Raw genomic sequence first — 19,518 nt, 5'->3', positions numbered from 1 at the left:
ATAAGAGAAAGGGCGCGGTTTTTCCGCGCCCTTTTCTGTTGGGGTTTGCCAGTGAGGGCAGGCAGATCAGAGCAGCCGCACCTGGGTGCCGATCTGCACAAGCTCATACAGCTCTTCCACGTGCTGGTTATAGAGACCGATGCAGCCGGAGGAGCTTTGCCGCCCGATCTTGCGGGTGTCATGGGTGCCGTGGACCAGATAGGCCGGCCAGTCCAGATACATCGCGCGGGTGCCCAGCGGGTTGTTCGCAACGCCGCCTTCGATACGTTCCGGCAGCGTCGGGTCGCGTTCGCGCATCGAGGCGGTCGGGGTCCAGCTGGGGTTTTCCCGTTTGCGCACGACCGTGGTGTAGCCGCGTTTGGTCAGATCCTCGGTCATCGGAACCGAGGAGGGGAACAGCCGGTACGTCTGATTGTCCGGCCCCCAGTAATGCAGCGCGCGGGAGCTGATGTCGGCCAGCAGGCAGCCTGCGCCCAGGGTCTCGAAATGGTCCTGCCAGCTCTGCTGCATGAACGCCGAAGTGTTGCGCTGCACCGGAACTTCCTCGCGGATCGCGGATTCGTTCTGCGGAAAGGCGTCGGTCGACTGGGCGCGCAACAGGACCGGGGTGGCCAGGGTGGCGCCGAGGCCCATCAGGGTTGCGCGGCGGGTGATGCGGAATGTGGTCATGATGCCTCTACCGTGCTGCTCGAAATCTCCGCTGCAAGATAAGCATGCCAACGGGTTTTCCTAGGGGCGGCATAGCGGAAAATCAGCGTCTCACAAGCTTGTGTTTTCCCGGGCGGCGGAAGATTGCCGTCCGGGAAGCTGCAGGATCAGGCCGTCAGGCTGCGGGCCTGGGCAAAGGACAGGAGGCGCTTGCTGTCCTCGTCCCACAGGTGCAGCCGCGCATTGGCCAGGCTTTCCCGGATGGTCATGCGGTTGCCCTCGGCCAGTTCAGCATGGTCGCGCAGCACCTCTGGCAGGCGGTAGAACGGGATGCGGCTGTAAAGATGATGCACATGGTGGATGCCAATATTGGCGCTGAGCCACTGCAGCACCGGCGGCAGCACGTAATGCGAACTGCCGTGCAGCGCGGCGTCATGCAGCTGCCAGTCCTCTTCCTGCTCCCACTGGGTGGTCTCGAACTGGTGCTGCACATAGAACAGCCACAGGCCGGCGGTGGCGGCAATCAGGGTGGCAGGCACGAAGATCAGCACCAGCGGCATCAGTCCGCCAAAGTACCAGATCAGCCCCAGCGCGGCCAGAATCGAGGCATTGGTGCCCATCGCGCTGACCCAGTAGCGCGCCTGGCCGGTCAGGCCGTAGGGGATGCGGTTCTGCAGGAAGAACAGGTAGCCGGGACCAATGGCGAACAGGGTCACCGGGTGGCGGTACAGCCGGTAGACCAGGCGGTCCCAGCGGCTGGCAGCGCGGTATTCTGCGACGGTCATCGTGTGAATATCGCCCATCCCGCGTTTGTCGAGGTTCCCGTGGGTGCTGTGATGGATCGAGTGGGTGCGGCGCCAGACATCATAGGGGGTCAGCGTCAGCACCCCGATGATGCGGCCCACCCAGTCGCTGACATGGCGGTTGTTGAAGAAGGATCCGTGGCCGCAGTCGTGCTGGATGGTGAACAGGCGCAACAGGAAGGCGGCGATGCAAACCGACAGGGCCAGGGTCAGCCAGTAGCTGACCGACAGCGACCACCAGGCCAGCGCCCAGAGCACCAGAAAGGGCACCACGGTCACGGCCAGCTCAAAGCTGCTGCGCAGGGAATTGGGTTCGCGGTAGTGGGCCAGGATCTTGACCCAGTCGCGGGCGGTTCTTGCAGCCGCCTGCGGCTGGTCCGGTTCTTCAGTCTTGCTCATGCGCCTGCCGTTTGTCTGTCTGTTGCAGACCGGATAGACGAGTTACGCTGCGGAACAAGTAAAAACTGGCTGAAAAGCTTATTTTAACTGACTCCGTGCCGGCAAAACCGCCACGATTTACAGCAGTGCATTTGCATCGGAAAACAGGGAATGAAAAAGGCCCCGGAATGTCCGGGGCCTTTTCCTGTTAAAGCGCAGATGGTTAGTCCATGGCCTTGAAGTTGAACTCGCCGCCTTCCTTGATGCCCGAGGGCCAGCGGGAGGTCACGGTCTTGGTGCGGGTGTAGAACTTGAAGCTGTCCGGGCCGTGCTGGTTCAGGTCGCCGAACATCGACTTCTTCCAGCCGCCGAAGGTGTGATAGGCCAGCGGTACCGGGATCGGCACGTTGATGCCCACCATGCCGATGTTCACGCGGGAGGCGAAGTCACGCGCGGTGTCGCCGTCGCGGGTGAAGATCGCGGTGCCGTTGCCGTACTCGTGATCCATCGCCAGCTTCAACGCTTCCTCGTAAGTGCCTGCGCGCACAGTGGAAAGCACCGGTCCAAAGATCTCCTGCTTGTAGATGTCCATGTCGGTGGTGACATGGTCGAACAGGTGGGCGCCGACAAAGAAGCCGTCCTCGTAGCCCTGCAGTTTGAAGTCGCGGTTGTCGACCACCAGCTTGGCGCCCTGATCGACACCGGACTGGATCAGGCCCAGGATGCGTTCCTTGGCGGCCGCGGTCACAACCGGACCCAGATCGACGTCGTCGCCGGCGGTGTAGGGGCCGACTTTCAGCTTCTCGATGCGCGGGATCAGCTTCTCGATCAGCTTGTCGGCGGTTTCCTCGCCGACCGGAACCGCAACCGAGATTGCCATGCAGCGCTCGCCGGCCGCGCCGAAGCCTGCGCCGACCAGCGCGTCAGCGGCCTGGTCCAGATCGGCGTCGGGCATCACGATCATGTGGTTCTTGGCGCCGCCGAAGCACTGCGCACGCTTGCCGTTGGCGGTGGCGCGGGAATAGATGTACTGTGCAATCGGGGTGGAGCCGACGAAGGACACGCCCTGAATGATTTCGCTGTCCAGGATGGTGTCAACCGCCTCGCGGTCGCCGTTCACCACTTGGAACACGCCCTCGGGCAGGCCTGCCTCAACGAACAGCTCAGCCAGCATCAGCGGCACGGAGGGGTCGCGCTCGGACGGTTTCAGCACCACGGCGTTGCCGCAGGCCAAGGCCGGGCCGACGTGCCACAGCGGCATCATGGCGGGGAAGTTGAACGGCATGATGGAGCCGACAACACCCAGCGGCTGGCGCATGGAGTACATGTCGATGCCGGGGCCTGCGCTGTCGGTGAACTCACCCTTCAGCATCTGCGGCGCGCCGATGCAGTATTCGATCACTTCCAGGCCGCGCTGCAGGTCGCCCTTGGCGTCCGGGATGGTCTTGCCGTGCTCGCGCGACAGCGCCTCTGCCAGCTTGTCCATGTCGCGGTTCATCAGGCCAACCATCGCCATCATCACGCGGGCGCGCTTCTGCGGGTTGGTGGCGCCCCATGCGGGCTGCGCCGCGGCGGCCTTTTCGATTGCATCGGTGGTTTCCGCAGCGCTGGCCATCGGGCACTGATACTGCACTTCGCCGGTTGCGGGGTTGAAGACATCGTCAAAGCGGCCCGAGGTGCCGGAGACCAGTTTGCCGTTGATAAAGTGGCCGAGTTCTTTCATCGGATCCTCCTCTGTTCATCTTGACCTCATCGTAGGCTTGCAAAAAACATCGGAAAAGAGGAAACATTTCAAAGAGGCTTTGCAGGAACGCAAAAGGTTAACGCCAGGTTAGCAGCAGAACGGAGGACCCGGGGCCAATGGATCCGCAGTGGGATGATATGAAAGTGTTTTTGGCGGTGGCACGGGAGGCGAGCCTGTCCGGCGCCGGCCGTATCCTCAAGATGGATCCCGCCACCGTTGGACGCCGCATTGCCCGGTTCGAGGCGGCCCTGGAAACCCCGCTGTTCGTGAAATCGCCGCAAGGTTATGCCCTCAGCGCCGCCGGCGACCGGCTGCTGGTTCATGCGGAGGCCGCCGAACAGGCGATGCGGGCAGGGACGGAAGCCCTGAGCGGCCCCAGTGATACGATGTCCGGCCAGATCCGCATCGGCGCGCCGGATGGCAGCGCCAACTACATCCTGCCGCAGGTCTGCGTCCAAATCGCAGAGGAGAACCCGGATCTGGATATCCAGATCGTGGCCCTGCCGCGCGTCATCAATCTCAGCCGCCGGGAGGCCGACATGGCCGTCACCGTCAGCGCCCCGACAGCGGGTAAGCTGCTGGTGCAAAAGATCTGCGACTATAAGCTGCACCTGGTCGCGTCCCGCCATTACCTGAAGGACCATCCGCCGATCGAAAAGCTGGAGGACCTGAAGGGCCACAAGATGATCGGCTATATCCCCGACATGATCTTTGACAAGGAACTGGACTATCTGAACGACATCGGGATCGAACGGGTGGCGCTGGCGTCCAACTCTGTCTCGGTGCAGATCAAGATGGCGGCGCAAGGAACGGCGGTCTGCGTGGCGCATGATTTCAGCCTGCCGGCCCACCGGATGCTGCGCAAGATCCTGACCGACAAGGTGAGCCTGACGCGCAGTTTCCACCTGGTGCGCCATCAGGGCGACCAGCGCAGCGAGCGGCTGAACCGCTTTGCCCAAGCCTTGTCCAAGGGCATCCGCGACGAGGTGGCCCGGCTGGAAGCCTTGACTTAAAGCTGCGTTGCGGCACACTTAATTTACAGAGAAGTTATTTCCGGAGGTCTCCAGCGTGCTCGTTCAAGAGATTTTAAAGTCCAAGGCCGGCTCGGGTGTTGTTACGGTCAGCCTGTTTGCGAGTGTTTCCGAGGCAGCGAAAGTCATGTCAGACAACCGGTTTGGCACCGTCGTTGTTTCCGCCGACGGCGACTACCCGGATGGCATTCTGTCCGAGCGCGATATCGTTCGGGAACTGGCCAAATCCGGGTCTGGCTGCTTGGACGAGCCTGTCAGCAACTATATGACCAAGGAGCTGGTCACCTGCACCAGCCAGTCCAATGTCGGCGAAGTCCTGCAGCAGATGACCGACGGCCGGTTCCGCCACATGCCGGTGGTGGAAGATGACGGCAAGCTCATCGGGATCATCACCCTGGGCGATGCGGTCAAGGCGCAGCTGGCTCAGGTTGCGATGGAGAAGGACGCGCTGCAAGACATGATCATGGGCCACTGAGCCGCAGGCCGTCGCGCGGGGCACTTGGCCGCAGCCGCGGCCTCCGTATTTCTGCCCCCTTGCAATGACGGCCGCAAATATGTTTGCGTGCGCAGAAATTTCTGACAAGGCAGGAGGCCGCCCATGCGCGTTGGTCTGTATCCCGGCACCTTTGACCCGATTACCATCGGTCATATCGACATCATCCGCCGCGCTAGCGCGCTGGTGGACAAGCTGGTGATCGGCGTCGCCATCAACCGCGACAAGGGGCCGCTGTTCCCTCTGGAGGAGCGGGTGGCGATGATCGAAGCGGAATGCGCCAAGCTGAGCGACGAGACCGGCACCGAGATCGTGGCGCATCCGTTCGAGAACCTGCTGATCGACTGCGCCCGCGACGTCGGTGCTCAGATCATCGTGCGCGGGCTGCGGGCGGTTGCCGATTTCGAGTATGAGTTTCAGATGGTCGGCATGAACCGGGCGCTGGACAGCTCGATCGAGACCGTGTTCCTGATGGCCGAGGCACGGCACCAGGCGATTGCGTCGAAACTGGTCAAGGAAATCGCCCGGCTGGATGGCGATGTGTCTAAATTCGTCACGCCACTGGTCAACGAGAAGCTGATGGAACGGCTGGGCAAATCCGGTTGACCCTGCGCGGAGCGTTGGACCGAAGCAAAGCCGGGCTGTTGCCCGGCTTTGTGCCTTCTTCAGCCTGCTGCGCGCGCAGGGCGCCGACAGCTCCAAAGCAACCGCAGGGCAGGGCGGCTCAGCGCCAGAATGCGGCCCAGTCGATCAGCGCAAACAGCTTCTTGCCGAGAAAGATCATGTGCGTGTCGCCGAACAGAGCAATGTCAACGGCGGCGGCGGCGATCAGGAACAGCCCGAGGAAGATGGCAATCCGGTTGGTCATGATAGCTCCGCCGCAAATGAAAACGCCCGCCCAGATAACCTGAGCGGGCGTAAATTCTCAAGAGGCTAGGAGCGTTTAGCCCAGTTTGCCCATGGCAACGGCCACATCGGCCATGCGGACCGAGAAGCCCCATTCGTTGTCGTACCAGGCCAGCACGCGCACCATGCGGTCCTCGACCACGCGGGTCTGGTCCGGCGCAAAGATGGAGCTTTCCGGCGAGTGGTTGAAGTCAACAGAGACCAGCGGCGCCGGCTCATAGCCCAGCACGCCCTTCATCGGGCCTTCAGCGGCTTCCTTGACGGCGGCGTTGACCTGCTCAGCGGTCACGTCGCGGCCGGCGCGGAAGGTCAGGTCAACGGCGGAGACGTTCGGGGTCGGCACGCGGATGGCGGAGCCGTCCAGGCGGCCTTTCAGGTTCGGCAGCACTTCACCCAGGGCCTTGGCGGCGCCGGTCGAGGTCGGGATCATCGACATGGCAGCGGCGCGGGCGCGGTACAGGTCCTTGTGGCGGCGGTCCAGGGTCGGCTGGTCGCCGGTGTAGGCGTGGATCGTGGTCATGATGCCGTGCTCGATGCCGAACGCCTCGTCCAGCACCTTGGCCAGCGGCGCCAGGCAGTTGGTGGTGCAGGAGCCGTTGGAGATCATGGTGTCGGAGGCTTCCAGCTGATCGTCGTTGACGCCGAACACGATGGTCTTGTCGACGTTCTTGCCGGGGGCGGACAGCAGAACTTTCTTCGCACCGCGCTCCAGATGCGCCTTGGCCTTCTCACCGTCGTTGAACTTGCCGGTGCATTCCAGGACCACGTCGCAGCCCGACCAGTCCAGCTCGTTCATGTCGTAGGTGGAGAACATCTGCATGTCGCCGCGGCCCAGGTTCATGGTGCCGTCGCCGATGGTCACTTCACCCGGGAAACGGCCATGCACGCTGTCGTATTTGATCAGATGCGCCGCGGTCTCCAGCGGGCCGGTGGCGTTCACCTTGATCACTTCGATGTCGTCGCGGCCCGAGGCGGCGATGTGCGACAGGGTGCAGCGGCCGATGCGGCCAAAACCGTTGATCCCGACTTTGATGGTCATGAGTACGTCTCCAAGCGAGCAAAACCTTTGGCCGCCATATAGACCGGGGCGGATGTGGTCTAAAGGGGTAAAAGCGTCATTAAATGAAACTGTTAGCGCAAAATGCGCACGGTGGCGCTAACGGTTTCATCCGGTGGCGGTAACGGAATTTTGCCGTCCTCAGGCGGTGGCGCTAACGCTTGTGCTGCGGCGCGGAACCGGGCAGATTGCCCCCAAACGCGAACAGGATTTGAGGGAATTGGCATGAGCGGATTGCTGGCGCTGCTGGATGATGTGGCGGGGATTGCCAAGGTTGCGGCGGCTTCGGTGGACGATGTGGCTGCAGCGGCGGGCAAGGCCGGGGCCAAGACCGCAGGCGTGATCATCGACGATGCGGCAGTGACGCCGAAGTACCTGCAGGGCTTTGCGCCGGCGCGCGAACTGCCGATCATCTGGCGCATCACCCGGGGTTCGCTGTTCAACAAGCTGATCCTTTTGCTGCCGGTGGCGATGCTGCTGGCCAATTTTGCGCCTTGGGCCATCACGCCGCTCTTGATGCTGGGCGGGTCGTACCTGTGTTTCGAGGGCGCGGAGAAGGTCTTTCACGTGCTGTTCCCGCACGCGAGCCACGCCATCGACGAGGACATGAGCATCAAGGACCCCGGCCACCTGGAGGAACAGAAGATCAAGGGCGCGATCAAGACCGACTTCATCCTGTCGGCGGAGATCATGACCATCGCGCTGGCCGCGATTGAGGCGCCGAATGTTTGGATGCAGGCGGCAACGCTGGCGGTGGTGGCCATCGGCGTCACGCTGGCGGTCTACGGCTCTGTCGCGCTGATTGTGAAGATGGACGATGTGGGCCTCTACCTGGCGCAGAGCGCACCGACACCAGTGGGGCGCGGATTGGGGCGCGGGCTGGTCAAGTTCATGCCGGTGCTGATGAAGATCCTGTCGGTGGTCGGCACCGCGGCGATGCTGTGGGTCGGCGGCTCCATCATCATCCACGGGCTGGAAGTGCTGGGCTTTGGCTGGCTGGGCCATCTGATCCACGACTGGGCCTATGCTGTGGGCCACGCGGTGCCTGCTGCCTGGAAGGGCTTTACCGAGTGGACCGCCAAGGCGGCGATGGACGGAGTGTTTGGCGTCGCGCTGGGTCTGCTGCTGATCCCGCTGGCGACCAAGGTGATTGGGCCGGTGATTGCGGCTGTTTCGAGGCGATAAGATATTGAAATAATAATTCTTTCTTATTTTTACAGGCGGAAAGAAGATAGATGGACGAATTTTTAGACCCAAATGGGCAACGGCTTTGCCGGCTGCTTGTCGATCATTTGCTTTTTGACAACTTTGATCTCTACTCTCCGGAAACGTTGCGCGAAGGTGGCTTATACACAGGAACGCTCGTCGCAGGCACAAGGGATGCATGTCATGCGCTGCAAGAGGTTGGGATACTGGAAAGCAGAAAGCCCTACTACTATGCGCCCGCAATCAATGAAGAGGAATTTGAGTCCTGGCTGGACAGAAAAGCATTCAGTGAAGTTGAGAGAGACTGGTTATTGCGGGGAGCGTGCAATCTTTGGAAGTGGTTTAATTCCAAGGATGTAGCGTATGATTCATCCCCTCTTGATTTAAGTGCGGACTTTTACCGTGCGCTCCACGCAAATGGTTTCGTGCAGGGTCGTTGGAAGTCATCTTCCTGGACCGAAAAGGCACTTCCATGGCTGATTGAATCCTGTTTAGCAGACTACAAATCGGTTCCTGGAGAGGATCTGTCGGATGGCTCACCAGTATTGTCAGCCATGCCAGGGACGACTGTGCTGGCATATGCGCAGATGGCGAAAACAAATCCAAGACGTGCGTTTTCACTCATTTGTGCAAATTGGGATGGAGTCGAGTGGACGGATAAGAGGCGTTCTTTCATTCTTCCACGAGAAAGCTGGCTGATGGGAGCGGCCAAGTCTGTGGTTGAAACGCTCCGTACGTCTAAACTGCCAAATTGAGCACAGGTCGCATTGCGTACATGCCCTGTGACATTCGCAAAGAAGAAATCAAGGAAATGAAAAGGGGCGCTCGTTTGGAGCGCCCCTTTATTGAATCGGTACAAATCTGATTCAGCCCAGCAGCTCTTTCACCTTGGCCACGGTGCCGTCAGCGGTGATGCCGAAGCGCTCGAACAGCTCGCCTGCCGGGGCGGAGGCGCCGAAGCGGTCCATGCCGACGAATGCGGCTTTCTTCTCCTGGCCGCGCTCGCCCAAGAGCCAGCGGTCCCAGCCGCCGGCGCGCATGGCTGCCTCGATCCCCACACGCACGGGGCCTGCGGGCAGGACCTTGCGGCGGTACGCTTCGTCCTGGGCTGCGAACAGCTCCATGCAGGGCATGGAGACGACGCGGGTGCCAATGCCCTCAGCCTCCAGCTTGGCCTTGGCTTCCATGGCAACGGACACTTCCGAACCGGTGGCGATCAGGATCACCTGGCGCTTGTTCTCTGCCTCGGCCAAGACGTATGCGCCTTTTTCGACCATGTTGGTCAGCTTGTGCTCAGTCCGCACGGTCGGCAGGTTCTGACGGGTCAGGGTCATCACCGAGGGGGTTTCCTTGGAGGTGAGGGCAATTTCCCAGGCCTCGGCGGTTTCCACGGTGTCGGCGGGGCGGAACACATAGGTGTTCGGGGTCGCGCGGCAGATCGCCAGATGCTCCACCGGCTGGTGGGTCGGGCCGTCTTCGCCAACGCCGATCGAGTCGTGGGTCATCACGAACACCGACGGGATCTTCGACAGGGCGGCCAGGCGCATCGCCGGGCGGGCATAGTCGGTGAAGCAGAAGAAGGTGCCGCCATAGGGGCGCATTCCGCCGTGCAGGGCCATGCCGTTCATCGCTGCGGCCATGCCGTGCTCGCGGATGCCCCAGTAGACATAGCGGCCCTTGCGGTTGTCGGTGTCAAAGACGCCCAGATCGCCGGTCTTGGTGTTGTTGGAACCGGTGAGGTCGGCGGAGCCGCCCACGGTTTCCGGCATCAGCGGGTTGATCACGGCCAGCGCCATCTCGGAGGATTTGCGGGTGGCAACCTTGGGCTGCTCCTCGCTCACCTGCTTTTTCAGTGCCTTGATGGCGGCGGACAGTTTCTTGGGCGCGTCCAGTGCGTAGGCACGGTTGAAACGGTCCTGCTTTTGCTGCGACAGCTCGGCAAAGCGGGCTTCCCAGGCCGCACGCTCGGACTTGCCGCGGGCGCCGATTTCTTCCCACTGGGACTTGATCTCTGCCGGCACCTCAAACGCACCACCTGTCCAGCCATAGGCGTCCTTGGCCGCTTTCAGCTGATCGGGGTCGGTCAGCGCGCCGTGGCCCTTGGAGGTGTCCTGTGCGGCGTGGCCCAGGGCGATGTGGGTCTTGCAGGCGATCATCGAAGGTTTCTTCGATTTCTTCGCCGCCACGATGGCTTCGTCGATGGCAACCGGGTCGTGGCCGTCGATTTCCAGAACCTGCCAGCCCGACGCCTTGAAACGCTGCACCTGGTTGGTGCGGTCGGACAGATCAACGGTGCCGTCGATGGTGATGTTGTTGTTGTCCCAGAAGACGATCAGTTTGCCGAGGCTGTGGCGGCCTGCCAGGCCGATGGCCTCCTGGCTGATGCCTTCCATCAGGCAGCCGTCGCCGGCGATCACATAGGTGTGGTGATCGACGACCTTCTTGCCGTAATGGGCGCGCTGCATTTCCTCGGCCATGGCAAAGCCGACAGCGTTCGAGATGCCCTGGCCCAGCGGGCCGGTGGTGACTTCGACCGCGTCCAGCAGGAAGTTCTCCGGGTGGCCGGCGGTCAGCGCGCCGGACTGGCGGAAATTCTTGATCTGATCCAGAGTGACCTGTTTGTCGCCGGTCAGGTACAGCAGCGCGTAGATCAGCATCGAGCCGTGGCCCGCTGACAGGATGAACCGGTCGCGGTCCGGCCACTGCGGGTTGGAGGCGTCGAACTTCAGGTGCTTTTCAAACAGCACGGTGGCGACATCGGCCATGCCGATCGGCATGCCGGTATGGCCGGAATTGGCGGCGGCAACGGCGTCCAGTGCCAGCGCGCGAATGGCGGCGGCCTTGTTCCAATGGTCGGGATTGGCGGTGCGCAGGGCTGTCAGGTCCACGTGGATTGTCCTTTGGCGTTAACAGGCATTTGCTGCGCTCAATAACAGCGATCAGCCAAAGATCAAGCATGGTTGCGCCTATTGCGGCCAATCTGCGCGAACTAGGCGCGGCAAGTGGTTGAAACGCAAAGGGGGGTGATTTATTCCTGAAAGGGAAGAACTGGCCCGGGCCGGCCGCGCCCGCTCGATTCGGACGGGCAGCGGAACGATAATGGAACGGCAGGGTGCGGGTGAGGGACAGGCATGAACCAGATTGAAGAACTGCAAGGCCGCATTCAGGCCGCGCTGGAGCGCATCAGCGCAGGCTCTGCCGCGCTGCAGGAAGCGCGCGCTGCGGACAGGGTCAAGGCCGAAGAGGCAACAGCCGCGGCTGTTCAGGCCGCTGAGGCCGCCGCTGCCGGAACCGCCAACGCCGAGCTTGAGCAGGCATTGGACGAGGAGAGGACGGCCAACGCCCAGCTGGAAGAGCGGGTAAAGGTTCTCAACTCCCGGCTGAAGGATGCGGAGGGCGGAACATCTGCGGGATCCGCCAGTGATGAAGACGTGGCCGCGATGCAGGCTGAGCTTGAGCTCCTGAGAAACGAAGCCGGCGATCCGGCAGAGAAACAGGCGCTGCGGTCTGAGGTTGCCCGCCTGAAGGGTCAGCTGGAAGCGGCGGCAAATACCGCGGCCAGCGAGAAGGAAGCGCTGGAAGATCAACTGACAGAGGCCAAGGCCGCCAATGATGCGTTGAAGGCGCAGCTGGAGGCGGCCCCTGCGGCGGAGAACACACCTGCAGAGGCCGCTGACGCGCCGGACATGAACGCCGAATTGGAACGCCAGAACGAAGCCCTGGTGCGGCTCGATACCGAACTGCAGCAGCTGCGGCTGGCCAATGAGGAGCTGCGCGCCTCCAATGCCGCCCTGCGGGAGGCCAACGCGCAAAGCCTGGGCGATGCCGGGCTGATCAACACCGCGATGGAAGCTGAAATAGAGGGGCTGCGCGCCGCGCAGGCCAGTGATCAGGCTCAGGTCAATGCGGTTCTGGCCAAGCTTGAGCCGCTCCTGGTCAACGCCCGGAACCTGCCTGAAGGAGAGGAAGTCTGATGCCCGAAGTGACCATTCATATCGGCGGCCGCGGCTTTGAGGTCTCCTGCCAGGAGGGTGAAGAAAGCTATCTGCACGCTGCCGCCAAGATGCTGGATGACGAGGCGCAGGTGCTGTCGGACCAGATCGGTCGCATGCCCGAGGCGCGGATGCTCTTGATGGCCGGGCTGATGCTGGCCGACAAGACCGCCGCGGTCGAGGACCGGATCAAGGAAGTCGAGGCAGAGCTGGCCGAACGCATGCAGGAGCTGGAGGCACTGAAGGCCGCACCGGCACCCGAGCCTGAGCGGATCGAGGTAGCAGTGGTGCCGCCGCAAGTGAACGAGACCCTGGCCGAACTGGCCGCCCGCACCGAGGCGCTGGCGCAGCAGATAGAGGAACAGGCCGCAGGCTGAAGGTATTGCCTAAAGTTCTTGCAGCAAAAGAAAAAGGCGCCGAACAGGCGCCTTTTTTACCGCTACTGACTGAAATCAGGCGTTGGCTTCGCGGATCTTGTCGGCGGCTTCCTTGTTGAAGGCAATGCCGTTGTCGTCAAACAGGGTGTCCAGTTCCGAGGACAGCGCCATCTCGGTGATGATGTCACAGCCGCCGACGAACTCACCCTTGACGTACAGCTGCGGGATGGTCGGCCAGTCGGAATAGTCCTTGATGCCCGAACGGATCTCTTCGTCCGCCAGCACGTTCACGTCGGTGTAGTCGACGCCGATGTAGTTCAGCACCGCCGCCACACGCGAGGAGAAGCCGCACTGCGGCATTTCCTTGGTGCCTTTCATGTAGAGCACCACGTCATTGGCTTTGACGGTTTCTTCGATGCGGGTCTTTGCGTCGGTCATTAGTCTATTTCCTCTTGGCGTTGCAGCCGGTCGCGGTTTGTTTCGATATAGGGCAGAAGTTCAGTGAAAGTAAGCCCCGCCAGAACGGCAATTGCAGCAAGCGCTACCGGAAGGCTGAATGCTAACTCAAAAGCGTTCAAGGTATTTCCTTACAAGGTTCGTACCCATTCCAACCATTCTCTCCTGCTTTTCGAACTCTATTTCAGCCTCCAGTTCAGGGTGTTTTCCGTCCAATGGCACAAACGGCAACTTGGAAGGCCTAGGTTTGTCTTTCCGTTTTAAGAACACCAGCGCTGACAACACCGCTCCGAACCAAAGAAGCAGGCCTGCGCAAACAAACCAAAAGATTGGACTACCGCCCATGTACCCCACCATTGTGATGTTGGCGGGCTGATTGGGCGGTAAGGATGCTACGGATGGAAAGGTTGAACATGCTCCCGGTTACTTCAGTTTGTTCCTGGGAACAAAAAATCGCGCGTACTCCTGCGGGTCTTTCGGCACCTTCCAGGTCCGGGCGGATCCGCCGCCCATGCCGGATTGGTAATCGGAGCGCAGGGTGTGGTAGTCCGGGTCGTTGTCGTCCTCCTCCAGCGGGCGGCGGCGCTGGGATACGAGCGCCACTACGGCGGTCATGATCACAATGCCAATCACCAGGATGGAGGAGAACAGCGACATCCCGGGTTATTCCGGCGCCTTGGTGGTCAGCGCCAGCGCGTGCAACTCGCCGTCGGGGCCGTCCATCTTGCCTTTCAGCGCGGCATAGACGGCGCGCTGCTGCTGGACGCGGTTCTTGCCGCGGAAGCTTTCGTCGACGACCATCGCCGACATGTGCACACCGTCGGAGCCGCCGACCTGGATTTCGGCATCCGGGAAGGCATCTCGCAGCAATTCTTCGATTTCGTGGGCTTGCATGGGCATCCGGGGAAGTCCTTTGTCTTGTTTGCCAAAAATGTAGGTGTGCGGCCGGAGCTGTGCAAGCAGGATTAGGCGTGGTCCGGCGCAAAAGGCGCAATGCTTCCGACAAATTCCGGCACCGCTGCCAGGGCTGCCTGCACGTCCTCTTCCTCAAAGTCCCAGACGGAGGAGGGGGATTGCGGGCAGAGCGCCCGGGTCAGCTCAGCACAGCGGGTCTGAAGCTCCAGCGGCAGCGGCAGGCCGGCGGCCTCCTTCAGGACCAGCAGCGCCTCGTGGATCGGGCGGACGACCCGCAGGGCATGGGTCATATGGGGCAGCAGATCCGGGTCATCCTGCCAGGTTTCGCCCTCGAACAGGTCTTGCGTCACCCGCTGGCCGGCACCGGCGCAGGAATAGGCCACACAGCCGCCAAAGCCGCATTTGGCAAGACCGGAATGAATGGAGCAGCGGAAATCCGGGGCGAGGTTGGGGCAGGGCGTGTCTGCCGCCTTCAGCAGGCCGAAGTCCTCATGCGCCTCAAACGGATAGGCGACGCAACACAGGGCTGCGCAACGGCTGCAATCCTCTTTTAGCTCAGGCAGGGTCATCGGCCGGTTTCCGGTCAAAGGAAAGGGCGGGACAGCTGCGCCGTCCCGCCCGTCTCATGTCAGCGCTTTGCGCTTCGGATCAAGCCACGGCTGCGGCAAAGCTGGAGCGGAAGATGTCCTTCAGCTCTGCCAGCGGCGCCTCGGAGCCGCCGATCTTCACCATGTCGCCGCCGAACTTGCCGACGGTGGTGATGGCGACGCCGGCCTGGCCCGCGGCCAGCATCAGCGCCTCGGCCTGATCGAAGTTGCAGGCGATCAGGTATCGCGCCTGGTCCTCGCCGAACAGGGCCGGGGTGTCGCCCGCGTCGATCTGCACGCCGACGCCGGCCTCCTCGGCCATCTCAAACGCGGCCAGCGCCAGGCCGCCGTCGCCAAGGTCGGTGCAGGCCTTGATCAGCTCGCGGTTGGCGCGGATGAATTCACCGTTGCGCTTCTCTGCTTCCAGATCCACTGCCGGGGCGTCGCCGTCCTCGCGGTTGAAGACTTCGGCCAGCAATGCCGACTGGCCCAGATGGCCCACGGTTTCCCCCACCAGCAGCGCCACATGGCCGTCGCGCGCTTCGCCGATGATCGGCTCTTCACCCGCGGCAATCAGGCCCACGGCGCCGATGGTCGGGGTCGGCAGGATGCCCTTGCCATCGGTCTCATTGTACAGCGACACGTTGCCAGAGACGATCGGCATGTCCAGCGCAGCCACAGCCTCGCCGATGCCTTTGATGGCGCCGACGAACTGGCCCATGATTTCCGGCTTTTCGGGGTTGCCGAAGTTCAGGTTGTCGGTGGTTGCCAGCGGCTTGGCGCCCACGGCGGTCAGGTTGCGGTAGGCCTCTGCCACGGCCTGCTTGCCGCCCTCAAACGGGTTCGCCTTGACGTAGCGCGGGGTCACGTCGGAGGTGAAAGCCAGTTTCTTATCGGTGCCATGCACCCGGACAATGCCGGAGCCTGCGCCCGGACGGCGCTGGGTGTCGCCCATCACGGTGGTGTCATACTGCTCATAGACCCACTGCTTGCCCGCGTAGTTGGGCGAGGACAGCAGCGCCTTCAGCCCGTCGATTGGGTCAATGGTCGGCACATCCGCGTCGGTCAGCGCCTCGGCTGCCGGGGTTTCAACCCACGGGCGGTCGTATTCCGGCGCGGTGGAGGACAGTTTCGACAGCACCAGATCGGCTTTCACTTCGCCGTTGTGCATGATCAGGAAGCGGTCCTCGGCAATGGTTTCGCCAACGATGGCGAAGTCCAGATCCCACTTTTCGAACACCGCGCGCGCCTCGGCTTCCAGCTCCGGCTTCAGCACCATCAGCATCCGCTCCTGGGATTCCGACAGCATCATCTCGTAAGCGGTCATGTTCTCTTCGCGCTGCGGCACCTTTTCCAGGTCCAGGCGCACGCCCAGCTTGCCCTTGTCACCCATTTCCACGGCAGAGCAGGTGAGTCCCGCGGCCCCCATGTCCTGAATCGAGATCACCGCGCCGGTCTGCATCAGCTCCAGCGTGGCTTCCATCAGGCGCTTTTCGGTGAAGGGGTCGCCAACCTGAACGGTGGGGCGCTTTTCCTCGATGGTGTCGTCGAATTCTGCCGACGCCATGGTGGCGCCGCCAACGCCGTCGCGGCCGGTTTTGGCGCCCAGGTACACAACCGGCATGCCAACGCCCGATGCGGCGGAGTAGAAGATCGCGTCGGTGCGCGCCAGGCCCGCAGCAAATGCGTTCACCAGGCAGTTGCCGTTGTAGGCAGGGTGGAAGCGAACCTCGCCGCCTGCACACGGTACGCCGAAGCAGTTGCCGTAGCCGCCGATGCCCTCAACCACACCGTTGACCAGCTGGCGGGTCTTGTGGTGTGACGGTTCGCCGAAGGACAGCGAGTTCATCGAGGCGATGGGCCGCGCGCCCATGGTGAAGACGTCGCGCAGAATGCCGCCAACCCCGGTTGCCGCACCCTGGTAGGGCTCGATGTAAGAGGGGTGGTTGTGGCTTTCCATTTTGAAAACAACGGCATCGCCGTCGCCGATGTCCACGATGCCCGCGTTCTCGCCGGGGCCGCAGATGACCTGAGGGCCGTCGGTCGGCAGGGTGCGCAGCCATTTCTTGGAGGACTTGTAGGAGCAGTGCTCATTCCACATCGCCGAGAAGATGCCCAGCTCGGTGAAGGTCGGCTCCCGCCCGATGATTTCGAGGATCAGATCGTATTCATCAGGCTTCAGCCCGTGATTTGCGATCAGTTCAGGCGTGATGGCGGGTTCCTGCATCCGTAAACGTCCCCAATGGCTGCGATTGCGCGCCTTTTAGAGCAAGCTTTGCCATTGGGAAAGAGGGGTTGCGCAAACGGATGCGCGCAACGTGGCCGCAACCCAGAAAACCCGCCCGCCGGCCGCGGCTGGCGCCGCAGCCGATGCCCCGCGGGCGGGCGATCACGACGGCCGACGTCATTTTTTGCCAGCTTCGGCAGCCGCCTGTTCCGCCGCTGCCTGCTGCTGCGCGGCGCTGCCCGCGGCGGCGGCAACGGCGGCCTTTTCGGCTTCGTTCAGCTGGTCGCTCTCCTCCAGCCCCGGGATTGCCACCCGGACCTCGCGGCGGGCAAAGTCGATGCCGTTTTCGGCAAAGGCTGCCTTGATCCGGTTGTAGATCTCTTTGCGGATGGTGAACTGGGTGCCCGGCTTGGCCATGAACTTGCCGCGCATGATCATGCCGACATCGTCGAAGTCGAAAACCCCCTGGCTCTTGAACGGCTGCAGGAAATCGTCCTTGTACAGCTCGTCCGCCATCATCTCGGCGCCGATCTTCTTGAAGATCTTCTTGACCTTGTTGGGGTCGGTATCAAAAGGCACCGTGAAGCGCAGCTTCATGATCACCCAGTCGCGGCTGTAGTTGGTCAGCTTGGGGATTTCGCCATAAGGAATGGTGTTGATCGGCCCGCGGTGATGGCGCAGCTGCATGGAACGGATCGAGATCTTCTCCACCGTGCCGCGGGTGCCTTCGACCTCGACATATTCACCGACGCGGAAGGCATCATCGACCAGGAAGAAAATGCCGGACACCACGTCCGACACCAGTTTCTGCGCGCCAAAGCCGATGGCGAGGCCCAGAATGCCTGCACCGGCCAGAAGCGGCGTGATGTCGATGCCCAGCGCGCCGACCGCCAGCAGACCGAAAATCACCACGATGGCGATCTGCGCGGTGACCAGCAACAGCGGCAGCACCGTCGCCAGCCGCGATCCGCCCGCACCGCCGCCTTCGCCGCCCGCCTCGGCTTCTTCACCAGAGGTCTGCTCCCGGGCCAGCCGCCGGTTGATCCACAGCGACACGCCCTCATAGACCACATAGCCCACCGCGATGGTCATCAGGCAGCCGATGACATTGCCGGCAATGCCCTCCGCTCCGGTGGCAATGGCCATCAGGTCCACATCCCAGGCGTCGGAGATGATCATCAGCACGATGCCGGCGACCAGAACCCGGCCAATCCGGATATAGCTGCGTTTGGTGGAGATATACGCCGCCTCCGCCAGCTGGCCCTCGCCGGACATCGGCGGCACCAGATGTTTGACCAGCCCGCGGATAGCAGTGTCCAGCGCCGGTGCGGCCAGCAGCCAGAACATGGTGACGTAATGGGCGCCGTGGATCAGCTGTGCCACTTTGCCGAGGCCAACCAGGATGCCGACGGTGATCCAAGTCAGCGCCGCCACAGCCATTGCGAAATAGGGATAATACCGCGCCGCCACCTCATCATAGCGGGTGCGGTCGGGGTCGGTGCCGCGCATCATGTCGGTCAGCCCTTCGCGCGCGGTCCAGGCGATCCAGATGATGTAGACATAGACCAGAGTATCCAGCCAATAGGCCAGGCGGATCGATTCCGGCGGCACCCCATTGGCGGTATTGAAGCCAACGGAGAATATGGTCAGACCGGCCAGAAAAACCAGGCCAATGGTGTGCAGGTACAGGAAATCGGCCCAGCGGTCGCTGGCGTTGACCAGCCGCCGGTCCGGCCGTTCCGGAGCCATGATGAAACGGGACACGGCCGCCCCAACGCGCGGCATCCAGATCAGATAGGTGACCATCGGTGCCGCAAACTGCAGCATCTGCGCATCAAGCAGCGCCCGGCCCACCGTGCGGATCACGATATAGAACACCACCAGGCCGATCATCTCACGCAGGAACCGCCGGCCCAGAAAGCTCAGCGCGCCACCCAGCGTGTCCGCATCGCCGCTGACCACTTCAAGGTTGCGCCAGCGCGCGATCAGTTTGCGCACCGCGAACTCCGCGGCCAGGCCGATGGCCAGGGTCAGCCCAATCAGCCCCAGCATCTTCAGCACGCCGCCCAGGCCGCCGTGCTTTTGGACGAAGTTTCCGATTGCCCGCGACTGCCCCTCCGGCAGGACCGGAAGTTTGCGCACCGCATCCGTCACCGGCAGCGTGAAGGCGGTCCACAGCTGCACCGCCCGCCCGGTCAGTGTCGGCGGCGGGGCTTCACCCTGCTGCCGGGCTGCTACGGCGTCCAGCCTTTCAAGCAGCAGTGCCCGCACCTGATCGTCAGACATCCGGGCGACCATTTCGTGAATAGCGCCCTCTGTCAGCGGATCAGGCAGGGCAGGGGTTTCCCCGGCCTGAGCCAGTGCCGGCGCCTGCGGGACGGTTGCGAGAACAAGAATTGTAAAGAAAACGCTGAAAATACGGGCGACGTGCTGAAAAACCAACATCAACGGAACCTCCTGTGCCGGAAAACCGGGCCGGATACGGGTAACATCTGGCTTAGTTGACCCGATGAGTTGTATTCAGGTCAAAGAAAAAAGGGGTTTTGCTGCAGGATGTTAATCCGCGGCAGGCCGCTGCGGGGTGCCGTTAAGCCAAAAAAAAGGCCGAGCACTAAGCTCGGCCGAAGTCCAACAGGGAGGTATGAAGGGGGGCGAAGCCGCCGCCTTCATGAGGTTCATTTAGGGTGAATGGGCCTAC

20 protein-coding genes are annotated in these 19,518 nt (G+C 62.3%); 7 read left to right on the top strand and 13 right to left on the bottom strand.

The window, feature by feature from the left end; all coding sequences use genetic code 11:
• Nucleotides 1-66: 66 nt before the first annotated feature.
• The 3 genes from K3725_RS08925 to K3725_RS08915 all read right to left on the bottom strand — a co-directional run bounded on the left by K3725_RS08925 (nucleotide 67) and on the right by K3725_RS08915 (nucleotide 3,552).
• Nucleotides 67-669 carry a L,D-transpeptidase gene (locus tag K3725_RS08925; protein WP_260018417.1) on the bottom strand — a complete coding sequence of 201 codons (603 nt, stop codon included), beginning with the start codon at nucleotides 667-669 and terminating at the stop codon, nucleotides 67-69.
• A gap of 146 nt (nucleotides 670-815) precedes the next feature.
• Nucleotides 816-1,850, bottom strand: coding sequence for a fatty acid desaturase (locus K3725_RS08920; protein WP_260018416.1), 1,035 nt, complete (start codon nucleotides 1,848-1,850; stop codon nucleotides 816-818).
• A 202-nt stretch (nucleotides 1,851-2,052) separates the two neighbouring features.
• Entirely contained in the window at nucleotides 2,053-3,552 is a 1,500-nt protein-coding gene (locus K3725_RS08915; RefSeq protein ID WP_260018415.1) for a CoA-acylating methylmalonate-semialdehyde dehydrogenase, read from the bottom strand.
• Nucleotides 3,553-3,689: 137 nt separating this feature from the next.
• On the opposite strand from K3725_RS08915, the gene K3725_RS08910 reads away from it, so the two are divergent.
• From K3725_RS08910 to coaD, 3 genes are all read left to right on the top strand, one after another.
• Complete coding sequence (locus tag K3725_RS08910) at nucleotides 3,690-4,586, top strand: LysR family transcriptional regulator (protein ID WP_260018414.1); 897 nt, start codon at nucleotides 3,690-3,692, stop codon at nucleotides 4,584-4,586.
• A gap of 55 nt (nucleotides 4,587-4,641) precedes the next feature.
• Nucleotides 4,642-5,079 (top strand): CBS domain-containing protein, encoded by a 438-nt coding sequence (locus K3725_RS08905; protein ID WP_039182819.1) that lies wholly within the window; start codon nucleotides 4,642-4,644, stop codon nucleotides 5,077-5,079.
• A gap of 123 nt (nucleotides 5,080-5,202) precedes the next feature.
• Complete coding sequence (gene coaD, locus K3725_RS08900; protein WP_260018413.1) at nucleotides 5,203-5,703, top strand: pantetheine-phosphate adenylyltransferase; 501 nt, start codon at nucleotides 5,203-5,205, stop codon at nucleotides 5,701-5,703.
• 118 nt (nucleotides 5,704-5,821) lie between these two features.
• Here the strand turns inward: coaD and K3725_RS08895 are convergent, their stop codons facing one another.
• Together K3725_RS08895 and gap are read right to left on the bottom strand one after the other, a co-directional pair.
• A complete protein-coding gene (locus tag K3725_RS08895; protein ID WP_260018412.1) occupies nucleotides 5,822-5,965 on the bottom strand; it encodes a hypothetical protein in 144 nt (47 codons plus the stop codon).
• Nucleotides 5,966-6,040: 75 nt separating this feature from the next.
• Nucleotides 6,041-7,042, bottom strand: coding sequence for a type I glyceraldehyde-3-phosphate dehydrogenase (gene gap, locus K3725_RS08890; protein WP_260018411.1), 1,002 nt, complete (start codon nucleotides 7,040-7,042; stop codon nucleotides 6,041-6,043).
• A gap of 243 nt (nucleotides 7,043-7,285) precedes the next feature.
• On the opposite strand from gap, the gene K3725_RS08885 reads away from it, so the two are divergent.
• Both K3725_RS08885 and K3725_RS08880 read left to right on the top strand, forming a co-directional pair.
• Nucleotides 7,286-8,245, top strand: a complete 960-nt coding sequence (locus K3725_RS08885; RefSeq protein WP_260018410.1) for a DUF808 domain-containing protein — start codon at nucleotides 7,286-7,288, stop codon at nucleotides 8,243-8,245.
• 50 nt (nucleotides 8,246-8,295) lie between these two features.
• Nucleotides 8,296-9,021 carry a hypothetical protein gene (locus K3725_RS08880; protein ID WP_260018409.1) on the top strand — a complete coding sequence of 242 codons (726 nt, stop codon included), beginning with the start codon at nucleotides 8,296-8,298 and terminating at the stop codon, nucleotides 9,019-9,021.
• Between the two features lie 111 nt (nucleotides 9,022-9,132).
• Here K3725_RS08880 and tkt read toward each other — a convergent pair whose 3' ends face one another.
• Complete coding sequence (gene tkt, locus K3725_RS08875) at nucleotides 9,133-11,154, bottom strand: transketolase (RefSeq protein ID WP_260018408.1); 2,022 nt, start codon at nucleotides 11,152-11,154, stop codon at nucleotides 9,133-9,135.
• Between the two features lie 243 nt (nucleotides 11,155-11,397).
• Between tkt and K3725_RS08870 the strand changes: the two genes are divergently transcribed.
• The gene (locus K3725_RS08870; RefSeq protein ID WP_260018407.1) at nucleotides 11,398-12,240 is read left to right on the top strand and encodes a colicin transporter; all 843 of its coding nucleotides are present in this window, start codon (nucleotides 11,398-11,400) and stop codon (nucleotides 12,238-12,240) included.
• Nucleotides 12,240-12,635 carry a cell division protein ZapA gene (locus tag K3725_RS08865; RefSeq protein ID WP_260018406.1) on the top strand — a complete coding sequence of 132 codons (396 nt, stop codon included), beginning with the start codon at nucleotides 12,240-12,242 and terminating at the stop codon, nucleotides 12,633-12,635. The genes K3725_RS08870 and K3725_RS08865 overlap by 1 nt, the downstream gene beginning before the upstream one ends.
• 75 nt (nucleotides 12,636-12,710) lie before the next feature.
• Here the strand turns inward: K3725_RS08865 and grxD are convergent, their stop codons facing one another.
• The 7 genes from grxD to K3725_RS08830 form a co-directional block, all read right to left on the bottom strand.
• Nucleotides 12,711-13,073 carry a Grx4 family monothiol glutaredoxin gene (grxD, locus tag K3725_RS08860; RefSeq protein WP_260018405.1) on the bottom strand — a complete coding sequence of 121 codons (363 nt, stop codon included), beginning with the start codon at nucleotides 13,071-13,073 and terminating at the stop codon, nucleotides 12,711-12,713.
• The gene (locus K3725_RS08855; RefSeq protein WP_260018404.1) at nucleotides 13,073-13,213 is read right to left on the bottom strand and encodes a hypothetical protein; all 141 of its coding nucleotides are present in this window, start codon (nucleotides 13,211-13,213) and stop codon (nucleotides 13,073-13,075) included. The genes grxD and K3725_RS08855 overlap by 1 nt, the downstream gene beginning before the upstream one ends.
• 301 nt (nucleotides 13,214-13,514) lie before the next feature.
• Nucleotides 13,515-13,748 carry a hypothetical protein gene (locus K3725_RS08850; protein ID WP_260018403.1) on the bottom strand — a complete coding sequence of 78 codons (234 nt, stop codon included), beginning with the start codon at nucleotides 13,746-13,748 and terminating at the stop codon, nucleotides 13,515-13,517.
• A 6-nt stretch (nucleotides 13,749-13,754) separates the two neighbouring features.
• Complete coding sequence (locus tag K3725_RS08845; protein WP_039182851.1) at nucleotides 13,755-13,991, bottom strand: BolA family protein; 237 nt, start codon at nucleotides 13,989-13,991, stop codon at nucleotides 13,755-13,757.
• 65 nt (nucleotides 13,992-14,056) lie between these two features.
• Nucleotides 14,057-14,575 (bottom strand): hypothetical protein, encoded by a 519-nt coding sequence (locus tag K3725_RS08840; RefSeq protein ID WP_260018402.1) that lies wholly within the window; start codon nucleotides 14,573-14,575, stop codon nucleotides 14,057-14,059.
• A gap of 79 nt (nucleotides 14,576-14,654) precedes the next feature.
• Nucleotides 14,655-16,820 carry a phosphoribosylformylglycinamidine synthase subunit PurL gene (gene purL, locus K3725_RS08835; protein WP_260018401.1) on the bottom strand — a complete coding sequence of 722 codons (2,166 nt, stop codon included), beginning with the start codon at nucleotides 16,818-16,820 and terminating at the stop codon, nucleotides 14,655-14,657.
• A gap of 177 nt (nucleotides 16,821-16,997) precedes the next feature.
• Nucleotides 16,998-19,265, bottom strand: coding sequence for a mechanosensitive ion channel family protein (locus K3725_RS08830; RefSeq protein ID WP_260018400.1), 2,268 nt, complete (start codon nucleotides 19,263-19,265; stop codon nucleotides 16,998-17,000).
• Between the last annotated feature and the right edge of the window lie 253 nt (nucleotides 19,266-19,518).

It is taken from the genome of Leisingera sp. S132 (assembly GCF_025144465.1).
In the GTDB taxonomy this organism is placed as follows: Bacteria; Pseudomonadota; Alphaproteobacteria; order Rhodobacterales; family Rhodobacteraceae; genus Leisingera.
This window is presented reverse-complemented; position numbering and strand designations above follow the sequence as displayed.

Excerpts from the sequence above, each read along its gene's own strand:
- K3725_RS08925 (WP_260018417.1), bottom strand. The coding sequence starts at position 669 with ATGACCACATTCCGCATCACCCGCCGCGCAACCCTGATGGGCCTCGGC.
- K3725_RS08920 (WP_260018416.1), bottom strand. The coding sequence starts at position 1,850 with ATGAGCAAGACTGAAGAACCGGACCAGCCGCAGGCGGCTGCAAGAACC.
- K3725_RS08915 (WP_260018415.1), bottom strand. The coding sequence starts at position 3,552 with ATGAAAGAACTCGGCCACTTTATCAACGGCAAACTGGTCTCCGGCACC.
- K3725_RS08910 (WP_260018414.1), top strand. The coding sequence starts at position 3,690 with ATGGATCCGCAGTGGGATGATATGAAAGTGTTTTTGGCGGTGGCACGG.
- coaD (WP_260018413.1), top strand. The coding sequence starts at position 5,203 with ATGCGCGTTGGTCTGTATCCCGGCACCTTTGACCCGATTACCATCGGT.
- K3725_RS08895 (WP_260018412.1), bottom strand. The coding sequence starts at position 5,965 with ATGACCAACCGGATTGCCATCTTCCTCGGGCTGTTCCTGATCGCCGCC.
- gap (WP_260018411.1), bottom strand. The coding sequence starts at position 7,042 with ATGACCATCAAAGTCGGGATCAACGGTTTTGGCCGCATCGGCCGCTGC.
- K3725_RS08885 (WP_260018410.1), top strand. The coding sequence starts at position 7,286 with ATGAGCGGATTGCTGGCGCTGCTGGATGATGTGGCGGGGATTGCCAAG.
- K3725_RS08880 (WP_260018409.1), top strand. The coding sequence starts at position 8,296 with ATGGACGAATTTTTAGACCCAAATGGGCAACGGCTTTGCCGGCTGCTT.
- K3725_RS08870 (WP_260018407.1), top strand. The coding sequence starts at position 11,398 with ATGAACCAGATTGAAGAACTGCAAGGCCGCATTCAGGCCGCGCTGGAG.
- K3725_RS08865 (WP_260018406.1), top strand. The coding sequence starts at position 12,240 with ATGCCCGAAGTGACCATTCATATCGGCGGCCGCGGCTTTGAGGTCTCC.
- grxD (WP_260018405.1), bottom strand. The coding sequence starts at position 13,073 with ATGACCGACGCAAAGACCCGCATCGAAGAAACCGTCAAAGCCAATGAC.
- K3725_RS08850 (WP_260018403.1), bottom strand. The coding sequence starts at position 13,748 with ATGTCGCTGTTCTCCTCCATCCTGGTGATTGGCATTGTGATCATGACC.
- K3725_RS08845 (WP_039182851.1), bottom strand. The coding sequence starts at position 13,991 with ATGCCCATGCAAGCCCACGAAATCGAAGAATTGCTGCGAGATGCCTTC.
- K3725_RS08840 (WP_260018402.1), bottom strand. The coding sequence starts at position 14,575 with ATGACCCTGCCTGAGCTAAAAGAGGATTGCAGCCGTTGCGCAGCCCTG.
- purL (WP_260018401.1), bottom strand. The coding sequence starts at position 16,820 with ATGCAGGAACCCGCCATCACGCCTGAACTGATCGCAAATCACGGGCTG.
- K3725_RS08830 (WP_260018400.1), bottom strand. The coding sequence starts at position 19,265 with ATGTTGGTTTTTCAGCACGTCGCCCGTATTTTCAGCGTTTTCTTTACA.